The organism is Sphingobacterium thalpophilum, assembly GCF_901482695.1.
GTDB lineage: Bacteria > Bacteroidota > Bacteroidia > Sphingobacteriales > Sphingobacteriaceae > Sphingobacterium > Sphingobacterium thalpophilum.
The window spans coordinates 2,269,686-2,288,822 of record NZ_LR590484.1; the positions used below are offsets into that span (position 1 = coordinate 2,269,686).

Consider the following 19,137-nt stretch of genomic DNA (forward strand, 5'->3'; position numbering starts at 1 on the left):
AACTTATTTTAGACTTCCAACCATATCTTCAGGTTTTACCCAAGCATCGAAATCTTCAGCTGTCACATAGCCCAGACGTACCGCTTCTTCTTTTAGCGTGGTACCGTTTTTATGTGCAGTTTGCGCGATTTCTGCAGCTTTGTAATAACCAATTTTTGTATTCAATGCTGTTACAAGCATTAAGGAGTTGTCTACCAGTTCTTTGATACGTTTGTAGTTTGGCTCAATACCTGCAGCACAGTGCTCTTCAAACGACACACAAGCGTCACCCAATAGACGGGCCGACTGTAGGAAATTCGCTGCCATTACTGGTTTAAACACGTTCAGTTCGTAATGTCCTTGTGTACCACCGATGGTGATCGCAACGTCATTACCCATGACCTGGGCGGCAACCATCGTCAAAGCCTCACATTGTGTAGGGTTCACCTTGCCCGGCATGATGGATGATCCCGGCTCATTTTCTGGAATCAGGATCTCGCCAATACCCGAACGTGGACCCGAGGCCAGCATACGGATATCATTCGCAATTTTGTTCAATGCAACAGCTAGCTGTTTTAGTGCGCCGTGTGTTTCGACGATCGCATCGTGAGCTGCCAGAGCCTCAAATTTATTTTCGGCAGTAACAAAAGGAAGTCCTGTAAATTCTGCAATGTATTTTGCCACAACGACATCATAGCCTTTCGGTGTATTTAAGCCGGTGCCCACTGCGGTACCGCCCAGAGCCAGCTCGGATAAATGGGAAAGAGTATTGCGCAAGGCTTTTAAACCATGGTTCAACTGTGCGACATAACCCGAAATCTCCTGACCCAAGGTCAATGGTGTAGCATCCATCAGGTGTGTGCGGCCGATCTTAACGACATTTTTAAACTCTTCTGCTTTTTTAGCTAGGGTATCACGGAGCTTTTCGACGCCGGGGATAGTGACTTCAGCAACGGCTTTGTATGCGGCGATATGCATACCGGTAGGGAACGTATCGTTTGATGATTGTGATTTGTTGACATCATCATTCGCCTTCAATACCGGTTCACCTTCACCAATTTTATGTCCAGCCAATACTTGGGCACGGTTAGCAATCACTTCGTTCACGTTCATGTTTGACTGTGTACCTGATCCCGTCTGCCAGATCACCAATGGAAACTGATCGTCCAGTTTACCTGCAAGGATTTCGTCACAGACTGCAGCAATAGCATCGCGCTTCTCAACGGGTAATACACCCAGTTCGTGATTTGCATAAGCAGCGGCTTTCTTCAGGTATGCAAAGCCCGCGATGATCTCCTGCGGCATGGATGCTGCGGGACCGATTTTGAAGTTGTTGCGCGAACGTTCTGTCTGTGCACCCCAGTATTTGTCTGCAGGTACCTGAACTTCACCCATTGTATCTTTTTCAATTCTGAATGACATATTGTTATGTATAAGTAAAACGTAAAAATTCAAAGTAGGTGCACAGCGCACACACTACATCAATGACAAAGTTAACGGATAATACGATAAAAAGTAAAAATTAAAATTAAAAACCCAGTCGTTTTGTCAGGGATTCGTTAACGTGATGAAATACCTGCTTGGGTTTAAGTGTGCGCCAGGGCAGCGTATTCATTTCACCGCCAAAATTAATGTAATAGTCAATATTTTGCTGTTGGAACTCCTCGATCACATGTTGCCTGAAGCCAATACCGGCGATCCACCCATCCTCGATGTCCTGAAACCACTCCTCGTAGTAGGAATCGTCTGAGGTGTGGAAATTTAATACGTTCTCTCCGATGAGGATAAAATATTTGATACCTTGGCTGACCATGACATCAATGATCTCCCTTTTCAGTAGCATGATATCATTGTAGATGGCATCGTTCCATTCGCCAATCAGCTCGATAATGCAGTATTGTTTTTCGTAATCGACAAACAAAATTTTGAGATAGAGTGTGAGCGAACCGAATTCATCCCATTGAGGGTGCAGCAGAAAATTGTATATCTGCTTGTCGAAATTGAATTCACTATATACTGTACCATAAAATGGCGATTGTTTATCTTCGGCGGCGATATAATAGTCCCGCCAATTGTAATAGGGCTCGATCTCATGCATATAATAAATTCCTTTTCAAGTCCAAACTAAGGTAAAGTTACGCTTATTTCCAAATACAGAAACCTACTTCACACGCTTTTCTGTATGGATGAGTAAGCTGTATGCAGAACAAGAGTCAGGCGGGCAAGTTTTTGTTTTTAATGTAAAATTGTGGGTGCAAATATCCATTAAACCGAATAAACTTGCTACTTTTGGGATGTAATTTTCAGCTGAAAAAAGTCCTGTGACGTTACATTCTGGGGTAGGTCCTGAGTTTGTCGGGTTGGTGGAGGTCAGCTGTACAATTTGTCTTTTATAAACGCGGGTTCGTTTCCTATGCAAAAGAGTATTAAGCGAAATATTTTTGTGGCTGCTACTTACGCTGCAGTATTGCTTCTCGGCTTGCTGTTGGGACAGAACTATGCCGAGGAACAGGGCAGTAACCAAAAAACGACCTTTTCTAGTTTGAGTTCCAAAAGTAATTCCGATAAATTGCAGTATCTGATCCAGCTGATTTCAGAAAATTATGTCGACAACGTCAGTATAGACACCATTCAGGATGAAGCGATCGAGCACGTGGTCTCTCGTCTGGATCCTTTTTCGACATTTTTGCGTCCCAACCAGGTGCTTGCCAAACAAGAGACTTTAGAGGGGTCTTTCGACGGAATCGGCGTGGAATATTTTCGTTTAAGAGATACGCTGCTGGTCGTTGGCATGGTGTCAGCCGGACCTGCTGAAAAAGGTGGAATGCGCATTGGAGACCGTATTGTGAAGATTGGTAATCGGGATCTCGCTGGCAAGAAGATTCCTGAAGCCGAAATTGAAAAACTGATCCGTGGGAAAAAGGGAACTGCTGTAATGGTCACAGTGCAGCGGAATGGTCAGCTGCTGAGCAACCCCTTGAGGATCATTCGCGACCAGGTGAATGTCTCAAGTCTGGATGCGTCTTATATGATCGCACCTAAGACGGCATATGTCAAAATTCGGCGATTTGGGCACAAAACTGCCGAAGAGTTTAAAAAATCGCTCCTCGACTTGCGCAAAAGTGGTGCGCAGGATCTGATCTTGGACCTGCGGAACAACGGCGGTGGATTTGTCCATACAGCCATAGATCTGGCAGGACAATTTTTCAAAGAAAAGAGACTGTTGATGTATACCGAGGGGGCGAATGAACCGCGCCAGGATTACTATTCGGAAAAGGCAGGTGAGTTTGGAGACGGCCGTGTGGTCGTACTGATCAATGAAAGTACTGCCTCCGCAAGCGAAATTCTGAGTGGTGCCCTTCAGGACCTGGACCGTGCCACGATCGTCGGACGTCGATCTTATGGAAAGGGTCTGGTACAGGAGCAATTTGATTTTTCGGACGGTTCGGCAGTCAACCTAACGGTGGCGCGCTATTACACGCCATTGGGCCGATGCATTCAGCGTAAATATACGCGCGCAAATTTTGATGCTGCCAAATACATGACCGGTTTTGACCTCTGGACACTGGATACCGAATTCCGGCAAAAGGAGATGTTTACAACAAGCAAAGGTAAACTGGTATTTGGTGGTGGTGGCATCCTTCCCGATGTGAATATTCCGATCGATACAAACGAGACAAGTGCTAAGTATCGTGAAATCTTCCATTCGAATGCCATTGAGGAATTTGTCTATGACCGTTTTACGAAACATCTGCCTGCCTACTCCATAGAAAATTTTATCAGCGGCTACCATTTACCTGCCGCAGAGTTTGATTTATTTATCGCGTTTTTAAAAACGCAGAAAGGTATTGCGGTCAGTGCTCATGAAGCAACGAATTTGCACGACCTGATTCAGTCCGATATTGAAGCATTGGTGGGCAGGTACTACTTTGGCCGTGAAGCCTATTACAAAATTAAAAACCGGCGGGACAAGTTTATCGAGATAGGTCTGCGGACATTGGGCTATCAGATGCCTAAGGTCTAAGGCGCAGATCAGACCAGACCGGATAGTGGTCGGACAGCTTTTGCCTGACCACCTGATAGTTCATTACCTGAAATTTGGGACTGGCAAAAATATAGTCGATCTGAAAAATCGGCAGCAGCGCATGATGGGTGACGCCCCATCCATTCCCCTTTTCTTTAAAAGCATTCAACATGTCGGCACCGATTAAATTGACGGAGTAGCTCATGGGCGTATCGTTGAAGTCACCGACAGCGATATAGGGGTATTGGCATTCATTCATATGCTTTTTGAGCGAGTGCGCCTGCTCGCTACGTAACTCAAACGCGTTCTTCAATTTCCGGCTCAAGCGCCGTGCCTTATTATCGGTCTCGTTCTTATTGGAAAAGTTCTGGATAAATTCCTTGTCTTCGTTCTGCAGCGCAAAAGAGCGTAAATGAATGTTATAGATCCGGATCAATGTATCCTGCTTCTTGATATCTACGTAGCTGATCCTATTGATGCCATAGTCATTGTCGCGGATATTGCCCGAATCGTAGATCGGGAAACGTGAGAGCACGGCCATGCCATAGGCTTCGTAATCGTTTTTGGAACTGGGCTCAAAGAAAAAATAGTCGTAACCCAGTTTATCCTTAAATTCTTCCGAAAAGACGTGCTTTCCTTTGATTTTGCTAATATATTCCTGAAAACAGATCACATCAGGTGAGATGCTGTCGATGATGCGGACGACATCAGCCTTGAAATTTTTCTTCTCATCGTCTACTCGTTTGAACAGGTGTGCATTGAATGTCATGATGCGTAGAGTACGCGTTTCGGGTGGCACGGGCGGATTTTCTTTTCGGATGTTCCAGTGCTTGGTCAGAAATGACCAGCCTATGAGAATGGCGATTAAGGAAAAGAGCGCAACTTTTCGTTTCCGCAGAAGCCAGTAAAAGATAAAGCCGATATTTACGAGAAGAATAGGCAGATAACCGAGGCCCAAAAAGGCGATGGGCCAAAAGGACTTGGGGTTGATGAAAGTGGCGGCATAACTGAGCAACAAGGCAATGATCGCAAGCATATTTGCCAGGAACATTGTTTTACTTATAAATCCCAGTTTTCTTCTCAAAAATGTCCTTCTATCCATCAACCTTATCGCCACTATTGCTTGCCCTAAAGAGCGTTTCTTTCTCATGGTGCGTTAGACTGTCGTAGCCCGAGACAGAAATTTTGTCCAGAATAGCGTCAATCTCATCCTGATTGGGCAAGTCATAACGATGCTTCCGATTTGCCGGAATATTATTGCCCACAACAACTTTCATTTTTGCAGGCTTTTTCTGTTTTTTCTGAAAAAGTGTCGACCAGTCCATGCCCGATCGCAGCGCATAGACAAAGACCATTCCGAAAAGAATCACGGCAAAGTACGAAATGGCAGCTGGTCTGTTGCCCAAGGTGAGGAACAAAAACTCGAGCGCAAAATAAACGATGGCCACCACCCGCAGCTTAACCGTGCCAAAGAGCAGCAGGCGTAGCTCATATTTGGGTACCAAAGTCGCGATAGCGGCAAGTACGGCCGCCAGCGGATGCGCGCCGCCCATCAGGTACAGATTGGTAGGAGGCGGAATAAGTGTGCCAAAACCTACATAAAGAACGCTGCTGAGCAACCATGAACCAATATAAATAAAGAGAAATTGTCTTTTGTTTAAGAACGTAAAGAAAATCTGGCCCACCCAGTAGAGCCAAAGGCTGTCAAAGAGAATGCTGAGAAGCTTGACATACACGAAATTAGAAGAAATTAAGGACCAGGGTTGCTCCAGAAAGGCTGAAAAGCTGCTTGGCAGGCTCAGGTGCTGCACAATAGGCTGCAGAAAGCTTTGAGGGACAATCTTTAACTCAAAAAGTAAGTCCAAAAAATAAATGAGGACAAATAGGCCAACCTGAATACTGATCACTATTGGGATCGGTGAACCTGTTTTATACGTCTGTCTCCAAAAATCTTTTAAACCAATGTTATTCATTTCGCACGCTATTAATAAATCCCCTTTCTAATCTTCCATAGCTTAAGTAAAAGGTAGCCAAATAAAGCACCGCCGACGTGGGCTAAGTGCGCCACCGAATCCCCCGGTCTGGACAAGCTCATATAAATCTCAATCAGAATAAATCCCCCGATCATATATTTGGCTTTGACTGGTACAGGAATAAACAAAAATTGAAGCGGTATGTTTGGAAAAAGGTAGGCGAAGGCCAGTAGGACACCATATACTGCCCCTGAAGCACCCAACATCGGAATCCTATAGGTCATTGCTTCATAATTACCTGTATTTGAAAGCGCTAAAATTTCACTCCCACTCACGCCATGAAGTGGGAAAAACGAGCCAGTGGCCTGGTATAGTTGAATGCCATTCACCGCTGTATATAGAAACCAGGCACCAATGCCCGAAATCAAATAAAAGTTCAGGAACCGCTTGGGCCCCAGGACATGTTCGATCATCGGGCCAAACATCACCAGGGAAAACATATTGAAGAATATATGGCCGAGGTCTGCGTGCATAAACATATGCGTGATCACCTGCCAGATTTTAAAAAATGGCGAATCCGGATAATAAACGGGAAGATAAGCATCCGCAATAGGCACAAATTGTGATCCTAAAAAGAATACAATATTTACAATCAGTAAATTCTTAATAACAGGTGTCAATTGTGGAAACATATAATTTATCTTCTCGTTTTGTTTAATCTCTAGTTTTTGCCAAATTTCTCGGCCAGTTCCTGCAACGTAAAGGTGACGATAACGGGATTGCCATAGATGGAGATATTGGGCGATTGGCAAGCAAAGAGCTTGTCGACCAATTCGGCCATAGCTGTATTATCAAGCTGTGTGCCGGGCTTGATTGCCGCATTGCGGGCAAGGCTTTTCGCGAGGTTCTCCCGCTTGGCCAGCTTATATTCGGACTGATTATTTTTGTAATCTTCCAATATTTTTTCAATCATTTTTATCTCATCAAAGCCAGTCCCCAGGTCTGCCGGAATTCCGTCAATAATATAAGAATTTTTTCCAAATTCCCGAATTTGAAATCCCAGTCCATTGATATCCTCCAGTAGATCCTTCATTAACTCATTGTCGGCAGGGTTGAGATCTATGGTCTGCGGAAACAGGCTTTGCTGGCTCAGTCCCTTATGTTGTTCCAGCTGCGTCAGAAACTGTTCGAAAAGAATACGTTCGTGGGCTGCCTGCTGGTCAATAAGGATAAAGCCCGAGTGAATCTGGGATACAATATACTTATTGTGCAGCTGAAAGAATAATTTGGATGAAGCTTTATCTTCTACCTGAATAGCTTGTGGCCGGTCTGTTTCCAGCTCGACTTCAGTATGCAGCGGCAGCTGTATGGACTCTTCCTTTTCGACGATCTGGTACAGTGAATCCCAGTTGCTTGGAATCCCGCCGGTTTTCTTTGCAAATCCCTCTGCATAGCTGTCCGATCTCGAGTAATCCGATTTGGATTTGTCTGTATCAAAAGGGTTGAAATCCGGATTAAAGGTAACCGTAGGTACAATGATTTCGTCTAGGGATTTCTTGGTGATCAGATTGGAAAAACTTGTTTCTTGTTCAAAATCCAGTGACGGCATGATATTGTAGCGGCCCAGCGATCTTTTCACTGCCGAACGGATGATCGCATAGATCGCCTTGTCATCCTCGTATTTAATTTCGGTCTTCGTCGGGTGGACGTTGATATCGATGCGGGCTGGATCTATGTCAATAAACAGCACATAAAAAGGATACGTTTCGGCCTGTAAAATTTCTTCGTAGGCATTCATCACCGCATGATGCAGATATGGATCCCGTACAAACCGTTTGTTGACAAAGAAAAACTGCTCGCCACGGGTTTTCTTGGCGAATTCAGGCTTCCCGACAAAACCTTCTACCTTGATAATTGATGTATCTTCCTCCACCGGGACCAGACGCTGATTGTAGTTGTTTCCAAAAATATGAACAATACGCTGTTTTAAAGTCTCGGTCGGCAAATGGTAAATCTCATTGCCATCACTGTGCAGGGTCAGAAAGATCTGTGGGTTTGACAGGGCAATCCGCTGAAACTCATCGATGATATGACGCATTTCCACCGAATTGCTTTTTAGAAAGTTCCTGCGTGCAGGGATATTATAGAAGAGGTTCTTAACACAAATATTTGTTCCCGCGGCCACGGCTTCGGGGTATTGGTTGATGACTTTGGAGCCTTCAATTTCCACGACTGTGCCGAGTTCGTCTTCCACGCGGCGCGTTCTTAGCTCGACTTGCGCAATGGCCGCAATGGAAGCCATCGCTTCGCCCCGGAATCCCATTGTGCGAATGGCAAATAAGTCTTCTGCTTTTCTGATCTTTGACGTTGCATGACGTTCAAAACAGAGCCGTGCATCCGTCACGCTCATACCACAGCCATTATCAATAACCTGGATAAGCGATTTGCCTGCATCTTTAACAATAAGTTTTATTTTGTCAGCCCCAGCATCAATGGCATTCTCAATCAATTCTTTAATGGCAGACGCTGGTCGCTGCACCACTTCTCCCGCCGCAATCTGATTGGCAACATTATCTGGAAGTAATTGAATAATATCCGACATATAATACAAAGTTACGAAATATCCATATTTAGAAAGCACAAACATGGATGAAAATAAGTGGGGGAAGGCTCCGCTGATCAACGACCGGGGAGCCTTGCTCAATATGATCGACTACATTTCCAGCTTAAGGAAACGTGCTGTTTCGCTCTTCTTATTTTTGATTAAATGCTCGGGTGTACCTTCGAACATCACCTGACCACCTTCTTTCCCTCCTTCAGGACCTATATCAATCACCCAGTCTGCTGATTTGACAACGTCGAGATTGTGTTCGATGATCAGGACCGTATTGCCCCGGTCGACCAGGCGGTTGATGACACCCATCAACACATTGACATCCTCAAAATGAAGGCCTGTAGTCGGTTCATCAAGAATATAGAACGTATTTCCAGTATCTTTTTTAGAAAGTTCCGTCGCAAGTTTGACCCGTTGGGCCTCCCCACCGGACAGGGTTGTCGAAGACTGTCCGAGCGTAATGTAGCCTAAGCCTACATCCTGCAAGGTCTTGATCTTTCTGTAGATCGCCGGTACATTTTCGAAAAAGCCGACCGCATCATTGATGCTCATGTCGAGTACGTCCGAAATGGATTTTCCTTTGTAGCGGACCTCCAAAGTTTCTCGGTTGTAGCGTTTTCCGTGGCATGTTTCACAGGGAACTTGCACGTCAGGAAGGAAGTTCATCTCAATGACTTTGAGCCCTGCTCCCTGGCAGGTTTCACAGCGGCCTCCTTTCACGTTGAAAGAGAAGCGCCCTGGTTTGTAACCTCTGATCTTGGCCTCCGGCAGCTGCACGAAAAGCGTCCGTATATCCGAAAACACACCTGTGTAGGTGGAAGGATTGGACCTCGGTGTCCGTCCTATCGGGCTCTGGTCAATTTCAATGACCTTATCGATATGCTCGAGGCCTTCGATTTTCTTGAAAGGCAGCGGTGTGGCCTTGGCGCGGAAAAAATGTTTATTCAAGATCGGATAGAGTGTCCCAGTTATCAAGCTGGACTTGCCGGAGCCCGAAACGCCCGATACGACGATAAGCTTCCCCAGCGGGAAAGTGACTGTCAGGTTTTTCAGGTTGTGGCCGGTAGCACCATATAAGGTAAGCGTCTTACCATTGCCTTCGCGGCGTTTTTCTGGGATTTTAACTGCTTTTTTGCCATTGAGGTAGGCCGCCGTCAATGAATCGGAATGCAGGATTTCCTTGGGGCTGCCTTCGGCCACAACTGTTCCGCCATGAACACCGGCAGCGGGCCCCATATCGATCACGTAATCGGCATGCAAAATCATGTCTTTGTCGTGCTCGACGACCAATACCGAGTTGCCAATATCACGGAGATTTTTGAGTGCATTGATCAGGCGTTCGTTGTCGCGCTGGTGAAGTCCAATGCTCGGTTCATCCAGAATATAAAGGACATTGACAAGCTGTGAGCCAATCTGCGTCGCCAGGCGTATACGCTGGGCTTCACCACCGGATAAGGTTTTGGCCGTGCGGTCCAATGTGAGGTAATTCAGTCCCACATCCAATAGAAAACCCAGACGTGCCCGAATCTCTTTGAGGATTTCTGCCGCAATCACCAGTTGTCGCTCGTCCAGCTTGCTTTCTACTTGATCGAACCATTCTTTTAGGCTGCTGATATCCAATGTTGAAAGTTCGTGAATATTTTTATCGGCGATCCTGAAATGTAAGGATTCTTTTTTTAACCGTGCGCCCTGACAGGTTGGACAGGTGACTTTGGTCCGGAAATCGTCCAGGGACGGTGCCTCGTCCGATGACTTCCCGGAAAATTCTTCCAGCATTTTGAAGATACCTTCAAACTCCACCCGGTATTCACGGGCACCATAGCTTCCATACGATACGGTCACCACAATAGGCTCTTCTTTATTTCCAAAAAGCAGCTGGTCGATCTGTTGGTCACTCAGTTTTTCAAGCGGTGTCGTCACTGTAAAGTCCAGCTTCTTGGCGACAGCCTTTAACACTTCAAATGTCCAGTTTTCACGTGTGGGGCCCAGAGGTGCTAATCCACCCTTTTGTATGCTGAGCTTCTTGTCCGGAATGACAGCATTTTTGTCGATTTCAAAAATATAGCCCAGACCGTCGCAGGTAGGACAGGCGCCGTAGGGCGAATTGAAAGAAAATGTATTAGGTTGTGGCTCGTCATAGGAGATGCCCGACTCTGCATCCATCAGGTAGCGGCTATAAAATTGCTCCTGATTATCTTTGGTCGATACTTTGATGATCCCTTTCGCCGTCTTCATGGCTTGCATTACCGAGGTCTGCAAGCGCTTTTTGTCTTCACGCTCTACCTTTAGACGGTCTACCACGATTTCTATATCGTGTATTTTGTAGCGGTCTACCTGCATCTTAGGGACCAGATCCAGAATCTCACCATCAACACGGACTTTGACATAGCCTTGTTTCCGGATTTGTTCGAAAAGTTCACGGTAGTGTCCTTTCCGGCCTTTGACGACAGGAGCGAGGATATTGAGTGCCTGGCCTTCAAATTCGTCAAGGATGCGTTCGATGACCTGATCGTCCGACATACGTTCCATTTTTTTTCCTGTCACGTACGAAAAGGCCTCGCCGGCACGGGCAAACAAAAGACGCATAAAATCGTATACTTCCGTAATGGTCCCTACCGTAGACCTAGGGTTCTTGCTCGTTGTCTTTTGCTCGATGGAGATCACAGGGCTCAGTCCTGATATCTTGTCGACGTCGGGACGTTCCATACCCCCTAGAAACTGTCGGCTATAGGCGCTGAAAGTCTCCATATACCGGCGCTGGCCCTCCGCGTAGATCGTGTCAAAAGCCAGCGACGATTTGCCGCTACCACTTAATCCAGTGATCACCACCAGTTCATTTCTAGGAAAAGAAACATCTATATTTTTTAGATTGTGTGCACGCGCACCAAATACTTGAACTTCACTTTGCTCGCCCAAATCTGGGCCTTTCTGTACTGCCATGAAAACTCCTTAAAACCCTTGTTAGGGGATAAATTGCAAAACATGCAAAATTACAGATTTTAAAGGAATTATGCCAGCCGATCTGTGTTTTGGAACAAAATGTGATATACAAGTGATCATGCAATCTGTAAGGCCGTTAGCAGGGACTGCTAAGCGGATATAGCGGCGCGCTGTCTTGTAAGCGGACGACGAGTTAAAAAGTTACAAAGGTTATTGTTATCTTGCGGTCGACTTGTGAATAGGGCGCCTTTATAAACCGTATAGTCTTGGAGCGAGGTCCCAGAAATAAAAATTAAACCGATGCGAAAATACGACGTCAGCAAACAAGAGAAACAGTCTATAGAAGACATTGTCCGATTCTGGAAAAAAGAAAATCTGCTGGATGAGCAGAAGGCTGCCGAACTGCTTGACAGTCTGGATGTGAAGAGCTTTGACTGGGGGCAGCTGGCGCGCTACGCCTTTTGGATTGCATTAGCCTCGCTGGTGTTTGCTGTTTTTTCGTTGTTTACCGACGCGTCTTTTCTTGCCTTTGTCGACACGCTCTACGAAGCACCTAATATCTTGTTCTGCTTCTTTTTTGCTGCAATAGCGGTCTTATTTTATACCTTAGGCTTTCGCTATAAAAAACGCTATCCCTATAAAAATCTATCTACGGAAACCATGATGCTGATCGGTGTATTTGGCACGGCGGCCTGCATCGGATTTTTGGGAAAAGTACTGGATAAAGAAACCATGCATTATTCCTTGCTGTTTTTGCTTTCGGTTGCCATTTACGGCGTGCTAGCCGTTAAGTTGGACAGTAAGCTGATCTGGACCTTTATGCTACTGGCATTGGGTGTATGGTTTGCCACCGAAACGGCTTATCACAGCAACTGGGGATTCAAGTTCTGGGGTATGAATTATCCCCTACGATTTACGATTTTTGGGGCGCTGATCACCGCGGCGGCGGTCTGGCTACAGCCCCGGTTTGATCGCTTGCAGCAATTTCAGCCGGTCAGTTATATCATTGGGCTGATCTACCTCATGGTGTCGCTATGGACCTTATCGATTTTCGGCAATTATTCGGATTTCTACGAATGGACCACCGTGCGCCAGTACCACATGCTTTACTGGGGCATTTTATCAACGGCGGTATCCACTTTTCTGGTGATCTATGGCCTCAAAGCAAAAGACAATGTGACCCGTGAGGTTGGGTTTGTATTTTTGGTACTCAACATTTACACACGGTATGTGGAGTACCTGTGGGACAATATTAACCGGGCCGTATTCTTCCTGATTCTTGCAGTATCCTTTTGGTTTGTGGGCCGGTGGGCCGAGAAATTATGGAACAGGCGAAAAGAAGAGATGGACCGATAGCAGGCACCGTTTAAGTAAGTGTCTATCCTTGTTGATGGCGGATTTTCCGGAACATGACCAAGGATAGACAGGAAGGGCAAAGGACTAATTTACTTTCAACGAGTAGGTGATATTGACACCCCCAGCTGCAAGCATATCATGTACCGAACAATATTTTTTAACGGCCAATTCTGCTGCTTTCGCCGCCTTGACCTCATCGATTTGACCTTTTAAAAAGAAATTGATGTGGATATCTGTAAATATCTGTGGAATTTCGTCGCGACGTTTTCCTTCCACTTCAACTTGAATATCGTCAATTTGCTGACGTTGTTTTACCAGTATACTGTGTAAGTCAAAAACACTACAGGAGCCTAATGCCATCAATACCAATTCCATTGGGCGCACACCCTTTCCTTCACCACCGATAGCCTCGGAGCCATCAATATTAACTTTAACGGTCGATAACTCACTGCTGGCTTCAAAATGTACAGCCTGATTGACGCGGTTTAATCTGATTTTCATCGTTGTAAATTTAATCGTTTCTTTGCTCGTCTTTAAGCACGCTTATTATACTACTTTTCAAAGGCAAACTTACCTCCACACTCCTAAGTAGAAACGTTGCGCCAGGGAAGAGACTTCATACAAATATACAAAAAAGGCAGACGTTTATTGGTCTGCCTTTTGTCAGTATCTTATCCTTCGATTAGTTTGCCACAGGTGCCGTGTCCGGCATTTTGACACCCCGGTACTGGGATACATCGACCAGCGGAATCTTCGAACCATATGTCGAATTGATCGCGTTGATAAAAATATTGGCCATCAGAGCATTCCCTATCGGAGTCAGGTGTATGCCGTCCAGTGAAAACGCATTTCCGGTAATAAACTTGGCGCTCACGGCCAGTCCGTTGATACGTACGCCATCTTTGACGTTATTTAAGAAGGCGTGTACATCCGCTACAGCGAGCCCTTTTGAGGCTGCTGCAGCTTTGATGGCTGCATTGAATTCTCCAATACGTTTTTGGACTTGTAGGACCTCAGACTCATCGAGTACCCACATGTCGTCAACAGGAATCGCTTGGAACAGGCCGTATCCATTTTTACCGAAGATTCCAGCGCTGGACAATGTCAGGATAAAATAATCTTTGTCATTAGCTTTTCGGACACCGTTTTTTGTCCTGATGTAGACATCCTGAAAACTTCCTCCGGCGGCATTTACGGCAGCTAGCAAGGCCGCTTTTGTGACCGTGGTGAAATAAGGTGTGGCCGTGACATCAGGTATGGTAGCCAGTACCCCTTTCTGGCCACCTTTGGTCAGTTCAGTGACATACTTATTCAGTGTTAACGTAAATCGTGCTGTCTCGGTTAATACCGTTGTCGGGTCGGGTTGGTTGGTGATTGGGTTGATCTTCACAACACCTCCATTGGTGGCCCAGCCCAGTGCGTCGTTGTTGCCCAGAGCAAAACTAAAAAAGGTATGATTTTGTGTCGTGGAATACGTAAAGTATGTTTTCAGATAATCCTGGTCAGGCAACAGACGTTCAAAATACATGTTTCCGTTAACCGAGCCCATACCGGGAATTTCAGCCATGTCCATACGCATACCCGGAACCCCCAAGTTATTGATTGGATCGGTGTACTTTGTCAATAACTTTGGCGAAGTAGAGCGGTAAGCCAATTTATCAGTCACCTGCGCTGTGACTGGTTGACCATTGACCAATCCGGTTAAGGTAATATAACCTGAACCGTTGGCCTGTGCTTCACTAAAGTACGGGACATGGAATTCTCCGCCGCCTACTTGTTTCATCTGCTCTGCGATCAAATTGGGATACGCGACTTTCTGTCCTTCTAAATATAACCCACCATCGGCGTAACCTGCCGTCAGTGAGTTTCCAATAGCAACATATTTGGAAAAGTCTAAGGATCCGGCGCTGGGGGTGTATTCGTCCAATGACGGTTTGCATGAGGCGATAGCTAAAAGTGCTAACGCCGCAGCTATATAGAGTTTATTTTTTTTCATTGTGATCAAATTTGGCTGTTATTAATTACCATTTATAGCTTACGCCAATACCGGGAGCATAGATATTTGTTTTGTAAGTTCCCGAAAGGTGGCTGTCGAGGTTTGTGGCCTGACGTGCGACAATCCGCTGGTAGGCAAACGACGCCGTAATATCGAATTTTGGCGAGGGTTTGACCGTGAAACCTCCTGAAAGCAGGTATCTATTGTTGTCCGGGGTTTCCGGATAAACGTAGTCTCTCGATACTGGGGTAGCGATATAACCGCCACCTACACGCAATTGCAATTTATCGGAAGCAATATATTCCAATCCTGCTTTGATCGAACCTGCTTTGGTATAGTTTTTTGGCGAACGTGTATCCTGTAATACAGGGGTGTTCTCTTTATAATCAAATTTTAGCTCTTTATAGATATCATAATCGATGACTGTGGCGTCAACAGCCATTTTTAGCTTTTCGGAGATCGGGAAGGCAATTCCGGCTGCGAATGTCGACGGTAGGGGGAGCTCGGCACTGAAGGTATTGCCGGCAGGAAAGTTGCCGGCGACGGCTGCAGGTACCTCGAAGATCGCATCTCCATCTTTGAGCTTCGTAACCACTTTCGAACGGTAGCTCAATGACAACGCAAAGTCATCGTCTAAGTTATAATGGATACCCACATTGTAACCCGTTCCGGTACCAGTGCCCTTCAAGGTAGCCAATCCGGCACGGCCATCGGGATAGAATACAGGAACCGAATTTTCCAGGTCAACAGTACCGATATTATAAACAAAGCCGCCTCCGATGCTAAAATTGTCGGTCAGTTTGATACTTAGAGTTGGCTGGATAAAAATGGCTCTCAGGGAAAGACTGACCAGACTGAACTTGCCTATCCATTCTCTTCCCCAGTCCACCGCACCACCGTAGGGCGTATACACGCCAATACCGGCCTTCCACCAGGAGTTCTTTGGGCCGACAGCGGCAAATACAGAGAATGGAGGTGTCACCTGGTTCTTAGTATGATAAACGACTGTACTGCCCACTTCCTGAAATGCTGACTTATACATAACGGCATTGCCTGCAACAGAAATGGCATTGTGATCCATTTTAGCTAAAGCACCCGGGCTATAGAAAATGGAGGCTTCATCTATAAAGTAAGCCGAACCGGCACCCCCCATCCCTACGGCTTTGGGACTTTGTAGATTTACCTGTGATCCTTGCGCAAACAGGAGCGATGGACTTGCACAAAGTATTGAGAATAATAGTTTCTTCATACTAGAGTTTATTTTGGTTAACATTCTCTTTAAAATACAATGCTAACATAATAAATGTTTGACTAAAATTAATAAATGTTGTGTAATATTTTTTTTGCTCGTACCTTTAAGTGCAAGGATACTAAAAATTAAATGATCAAATTATATGGCTACAATCACTTTTAAAGGCAATCCAGTGAATACCAAAGGCAGTCTGCCGCAGGTCGGCGAGCAAGCTCCTGATTTTAAATTAACTGCAGGTGATCTTTCGGATAAATCTCTTACAGATTTCAAAGGGAAAAAAGTTGTGTTAAATATTTTTCCTAGTATTGATACAGGAACGTGTGCGGCTTCTGTACGTGCTTTTAACAAAGAGGCATCTCAACTCGACAATACAGTGGTATTATGCATCTCGAAAGATCTTCCTTTTGCACAGGGACGTTTCTGTGCAGCCGAAGGTCTCAACAACGTGATCACTTTGTCGGAATACAAAGACTCCAACTTTTCGGATGCTTATCAATTAGCAATTGCGGATGGACCTCTTGCTGGGCTGTTGAGCCGGGTGGTGATCACCTTGGACGAAAACGGTAAAGTACTGTATGAGGAGCAAGTGGCGGAGATTGCGGATGAGCCTAACTACGCTGCGGCTATTGCTTCGTTGCGTTAAATAGGAGGCTTATAGCCCACAGGCATCCTGCAGAAATGGAAATTGGCCTAGGGCTCTACTAGCAAATAAAAAAATAACACTCTTGAAAAAAAGCGTGCTCCACAAATGGGATGGCACGCTTTTTTTATCTATTTTGTTTTTTCTAGCGCCTGTAGAATATCGTTGATGATATCTTCCTGGTCTTCCAGACCAACTGACAGGCGGATACTGCCCGGCTGTATACCTAAGTTCAAACGTTCGCTTTCGGATAATTTGGAATGCGTCGTCGAAGCTGGATGTGTAGCAATGGATCTGGAGTCTCCCAAATTGGATGTATATAGGATCATCTCAAGCTGATCCACAAAAGCTTTGGCGCGCTCAAAGCCTCCTTTGACAACAAAGGTGACGATACCTCCACCAGCTTTCATCTGCTTCTTGGCCAGTTCATACTGGGGATGGCTGGGTAAGAGCGGGTATTTGACATCCTCAATTTCGGGATGATGCTCCAGAGCTTGGGCCAGTGCCAGGGCATTGGAACAATGCCGGTCCATACGGATCCCTAGCGTATCCAGACTTTTGGAGATAATCCAAGCATTGAATGGCGACAAGGCAGGTCCGGTATGCCGGATAAAGAACATTAATTTGTCGATCAGCTCCTGCTTGCCGACAACAATGCCTCCTAAGACACGCCCCTGGCCGTCCATATATTTGGTTGCCGAATGGATAACAAGATCAAACCCGTATTGAATTGGCTTTTGAAGATAGGGCGTCGCAAAGCAGTTGTCAATGGAAAGAATAATATTTGGATATTTTTCCTTGAACTTGCCCAGCCATTCTAGATCTACCAGCTCCAGTCCCGGATTCGATGGCGACTCCAGGAAGATTATTTTTGTATTGGGCTGTATGGCTTTTTCCCATTCCTCAGGGTTGGCGGCATCAACATAGGTAGTCGTGACGCCCCAGCGCGGAAACAGCTGTGTAAACAATTGATGCGTAGATCCGAAGATAGCCCTTGAAGAAACGATATGGTCTCCGCTTTCGATAATGGCGGCAAAGGAAGCAAATACAGCCGCCATGCCGGACGCGAAGGAAAGTCCTGCTTCAGCTCCTTCCAGGATACAGACCTTGTTGATAAATTCGGTCGTATTGGGGTTGGCATAGCGGGAATAGACCATGCCCTGTTCTTCTTCAGCAAAGATGGCCCGACCCTGTTCTGCGCTGTCAAAGATAAAGCTCGAAGTGAGATATAAAGGAGTCGAATGCTCGCGAAGTGCTGAACGGTCGACTTGTTCGCGTATGATTTTAGATTGATCTTGTTTCATGATGTGTAAAGTTACGAGATGAAATTTTAAAATGGTATAGGTCGGCCTTAAATAACTTGATTTTATGAAAAAAGCAGGGCCTTTGCGGTTCCGAAGAAATGGTCAACTATACAACAAAAAAGAGGAGCCAACGGCTCCTCTTTTTTATCCAGCGTGAGGGATATTATTTCCTGGTAAATTGCATCACGACAATATCGCCGGACATGAAAGTCAGCTCATTGTCCCGAACATCAAAATTTGTCGTAGATTTCAGGCCATTCATAAATTCGTTGTAAGCCGCATTGTCGCAGTGCATCATGGTTGATACCAGTTTATCACCGATTTTGATGGAATTGCCTTTTTCACTTTCATATGTGCCGCCGATACCATTGCAGCCATTGTTGCCTTCCACCTTGTGGTCTTTGGCTGTGAATGTCAGTGTAGGAATTTTGTCTTTAAATAAGTCCTTGAATTCCTTGCCCGCCGTTTCGGGAGTCGTCAGGGATTTGAGCTCCCAGGTGCCGTCCAATGATGCATTATCGACGACGCTCGGTTTCTGAACCATGGTAGCCGTATCGCCAGTTCCTGTGGCTTCCGACTTTTTACCGGTTGTGTTGCAGGCAACTGTTGACCAGGCCAATGCAACTGCTAAAATCATTAAATTTCCTCTCATAATCATCTAGTCATATATGAACACTCTTTTTGTTGTGCATTATAACTTATAATTATCATGCCAATTTGCCTTGATTGCACTTCAAATTATTGCCGCATGCACATGAATTCTTTATCTCCTTAAAATAACAAATGGGTGTTTTTTGTTTGGTCAACTTGCCTATATTTCGTGTGAATGGAAATATTATTTAAAAAAATGGATCTTTTAGCCGTGCGGCAGAAGCAGCCTTTGGGATTTTCTTCACGTTTTAAGCAATCGATTGATTAAGACGACTACACGCTTTTGTCGGTCTGAGAGCTGTATTTGCGGCCATTTTGCAGCCTCCCGCCGCGCAAATGTTACATACATCCTTGGGTAAAACTTCTTATATTAGAGCTTTACAACCTAATTTTAAGTATATAAATATA

The 19,137-nt window shown here is 45.4% G+C and carries 15 protein-coding genes; 3 read left to right on the forward strand and 12 right to left on the reverse strand.

All coding sequences use genetic code 11. The features are described from left to right. Nucleotides 1–3 precede the first annotated feature (3 nt). Both fumC and FGL37_RS09675 read right to left on the reverse strand, forming a co-directional pair. A complete protein-coding gene (fumC, locus tag FGL37_RS09670) occupies nt 4–1,401 on the reverse strand; it encodes a class II fumarate hydratase (protein WP_028071887.1) in 1,398 nt (465 codons plus the stop codon). Between the two features lie 106 nt (nt 1,402–1,507). Continuing rightward, nucleotides 1,508–2,077 carry a hypothetical protein gene (locus FGL37_RS09675; protein ID WP_028071888.1) on the reverse strand — a complete coding sequence of 190 codons (570 nt, stop codon included), beginning with the start codon at nt 2,075–2,077 and terminating at the stop codon, nt 1,508–1,510. Between the two features lie 315 nt (nt 2,078–2,392). Here FGL37_RS09675 and FGL37_RS09680 point away from each other — a divergent pair, with 315 nt between their 5' ends. Further along, nucleotides 2,393–4,003, forward strand: coding sequence for a S41 family peptidase (locus FGL37_RS09680; protein WP_051607297.1), 1,611 nt, complete (start codon nt 2,393–2,395; stop codon nt 4,001–4,003). On the opposite strand, the gene FGL37_RS09685 is transcribed toward FGL37_RS09680, so the two are convergent. The 5 genes from FGL37_RS09685 to uvrA form a co-directional block, all read right to left on the reverse strand. Then, nucleotides 3,993–5,054: an endonuclease/exonuclease/phosphatase family protein gene (locus tag FGL37_RS09685; protein WP_232048671.1), complete on the reverse strand. Its 1,062-nt coding sequence runs from the start codon at nt 5,052–5,054 to the stop codon at nt 3,993–3,995. The genes FGL37_RS09680 and FGL37_RS09685 overlap by 11 nt on opposite strands. A 43-nt stretch (nt 5,055–5,097) precedes the next feature. Then, nucleotides 5,098–5,976 (reverse strand): rhomboid family intramembrane serine protease, encoded by an 879-nt coding sequence (locus FGL37_RS09690; RefSeq protein ID WP_028071890.1) that lies wholly within the window; start codon nt 5,974–5,976, stop codon nt 5,098–5,100. A gap of 11 nt (nt 5,977–5,987) precedes the next feature. After that, complete coding sequence (locus FGL37_RS09695) at nt 5,988–6,668, reverse strand: rhomboid family intramembrane serine protease (protein WP_037534313.1); 681 nt, start codon at nt 6,666–6,668, stop codon at nt 5,988–5,990. Nucleotides 6,669–6,697: 29 nt separating this feature from the next. Continuing rightward, complete coding sequence (gene mutL, locus FGL37_RS09700) at nt 6,698–8,578, reverse strand: DNA mismatch repair endonuclease MutL (protein ID WP_028071892.1); 1,881 nt, start codon at nt 8,576–8,578, stop codon at nt 6,698–6,700. Between the two features lie 111 nt (nt 8,579–8,689). Then, complete coding sequence (gene uvrA / locus FGL37_RS09705) at nt 8,690–11,530, reverse strand: excinuclease ABC subunit UvrA (protein ID WP_028071893.1); 2,841 nt, start codon at nt 11,528–11,530, stop codon at nt 8,690–8,692. 300 nt (nt 11,531–11,830) lie between these two features. Here uvrA and FGL37_RS09710 point away from each other — a divergent pair, with 300 nt between their 5' ends. After that, on the forward strand, nt 11,831–12,886 hold the full coding sequence (locus tag FGL37_RS09710) for a hypothetical protein (RefSeq protein ID WP_028071894.1): 1,056 nt from the start codon (nt 11,831–11,833) through the stop codon (nt 12,884–12,886). 84 nt (nt 12,887–12,970) lie between these two features. Here FGL37_RS09710 and FGL37_RS09715 read toward each other — a convergent pair whose 3' ends face one another. The 3 genes from FGL37_RS09715 to FGL37_RS09725 form a co-directional block, all read right to left on the reverse strand. Continuing rightward, nucleotides 12,971–13,387 (reverse strand): OsmC family protein, encoded by a 417-nt coding sequence (locus FGL37_RS09715; protein ID WP_028071895.1) that lies wholly within the window; start codon nt 13,385–13,387, stop codon nt 12,971–12,973. A 181-nt stretch (nt 13,388–13,568) separates the two neighbouring features. Then, nucleotides 13,569–14,882: an SGNH/GDSL hydrolase family protein gene (locus FGL37_RS09720; protein WP_028071896.1), complete on the reverse strand. Its 1,314-nt coding sequence runs from the start codon at nt 14,880–14,882 to the stop codon at nt 13,569–13,571. Between the two features lie 25 nt (nt 14,883–14,907). After that, entirely contained in the window at nt 14,908–16,131 is a 1,224-nt protein-coding gene (locus FGL37_RS09725; protein ID WP_028071897.1) for an OmpP1/FadL family transporter, read from the reverse strand. Nucleotides 16,132–16,276: 145 nt separating this feature from the next. Between FGL37_RS09725 and tpx the strand changes: the two genes are divergently transcribed. Continuing rightward, nucleotides 16,277–16,777, forward strand: a complete 501-nt coding sequence (tpx, locus tag FGL37_RS09730) for a thiol peroxidase (RefSeq protein ID WP_028071898.1) — start codon at nt 16,277–16,279, stop codon at nt 16,775–16,777. A 128-nt stretch (nt 16,778–16,905) separates the two neighbouring features. On the opposite strand, the gene FGL37_RS09735 is transcribed toward tpx, so the two are convergent. After that, nucleotides 16,906–18,078: a trans-sulfuration enzyme family protein gene (locus FGL37_RS09735; protein ID WP_028071899.1), complete on the reverse strand. Its 1,173-nt coding sequence runs from the start codon at nt 18,076–18,078 to the stop codon at nt 16,906–16,908. A 163-nt stretch (nt 18,079–18,241) separates the two neighbouring features. Continuing rightward, nucleotides 18,242–18,730, reverse strand: a complete 489-nt coding sequence (locus FGL37_RS09740) for an META domain-containing protein (RefSeq protein ID WP_028071900.1) — start codon at nt 18,728–18,730, stop codon at nt 18,242–18,244. Nucleotides 18,731–19,137 lie beyond the last annotated feature (407 nt).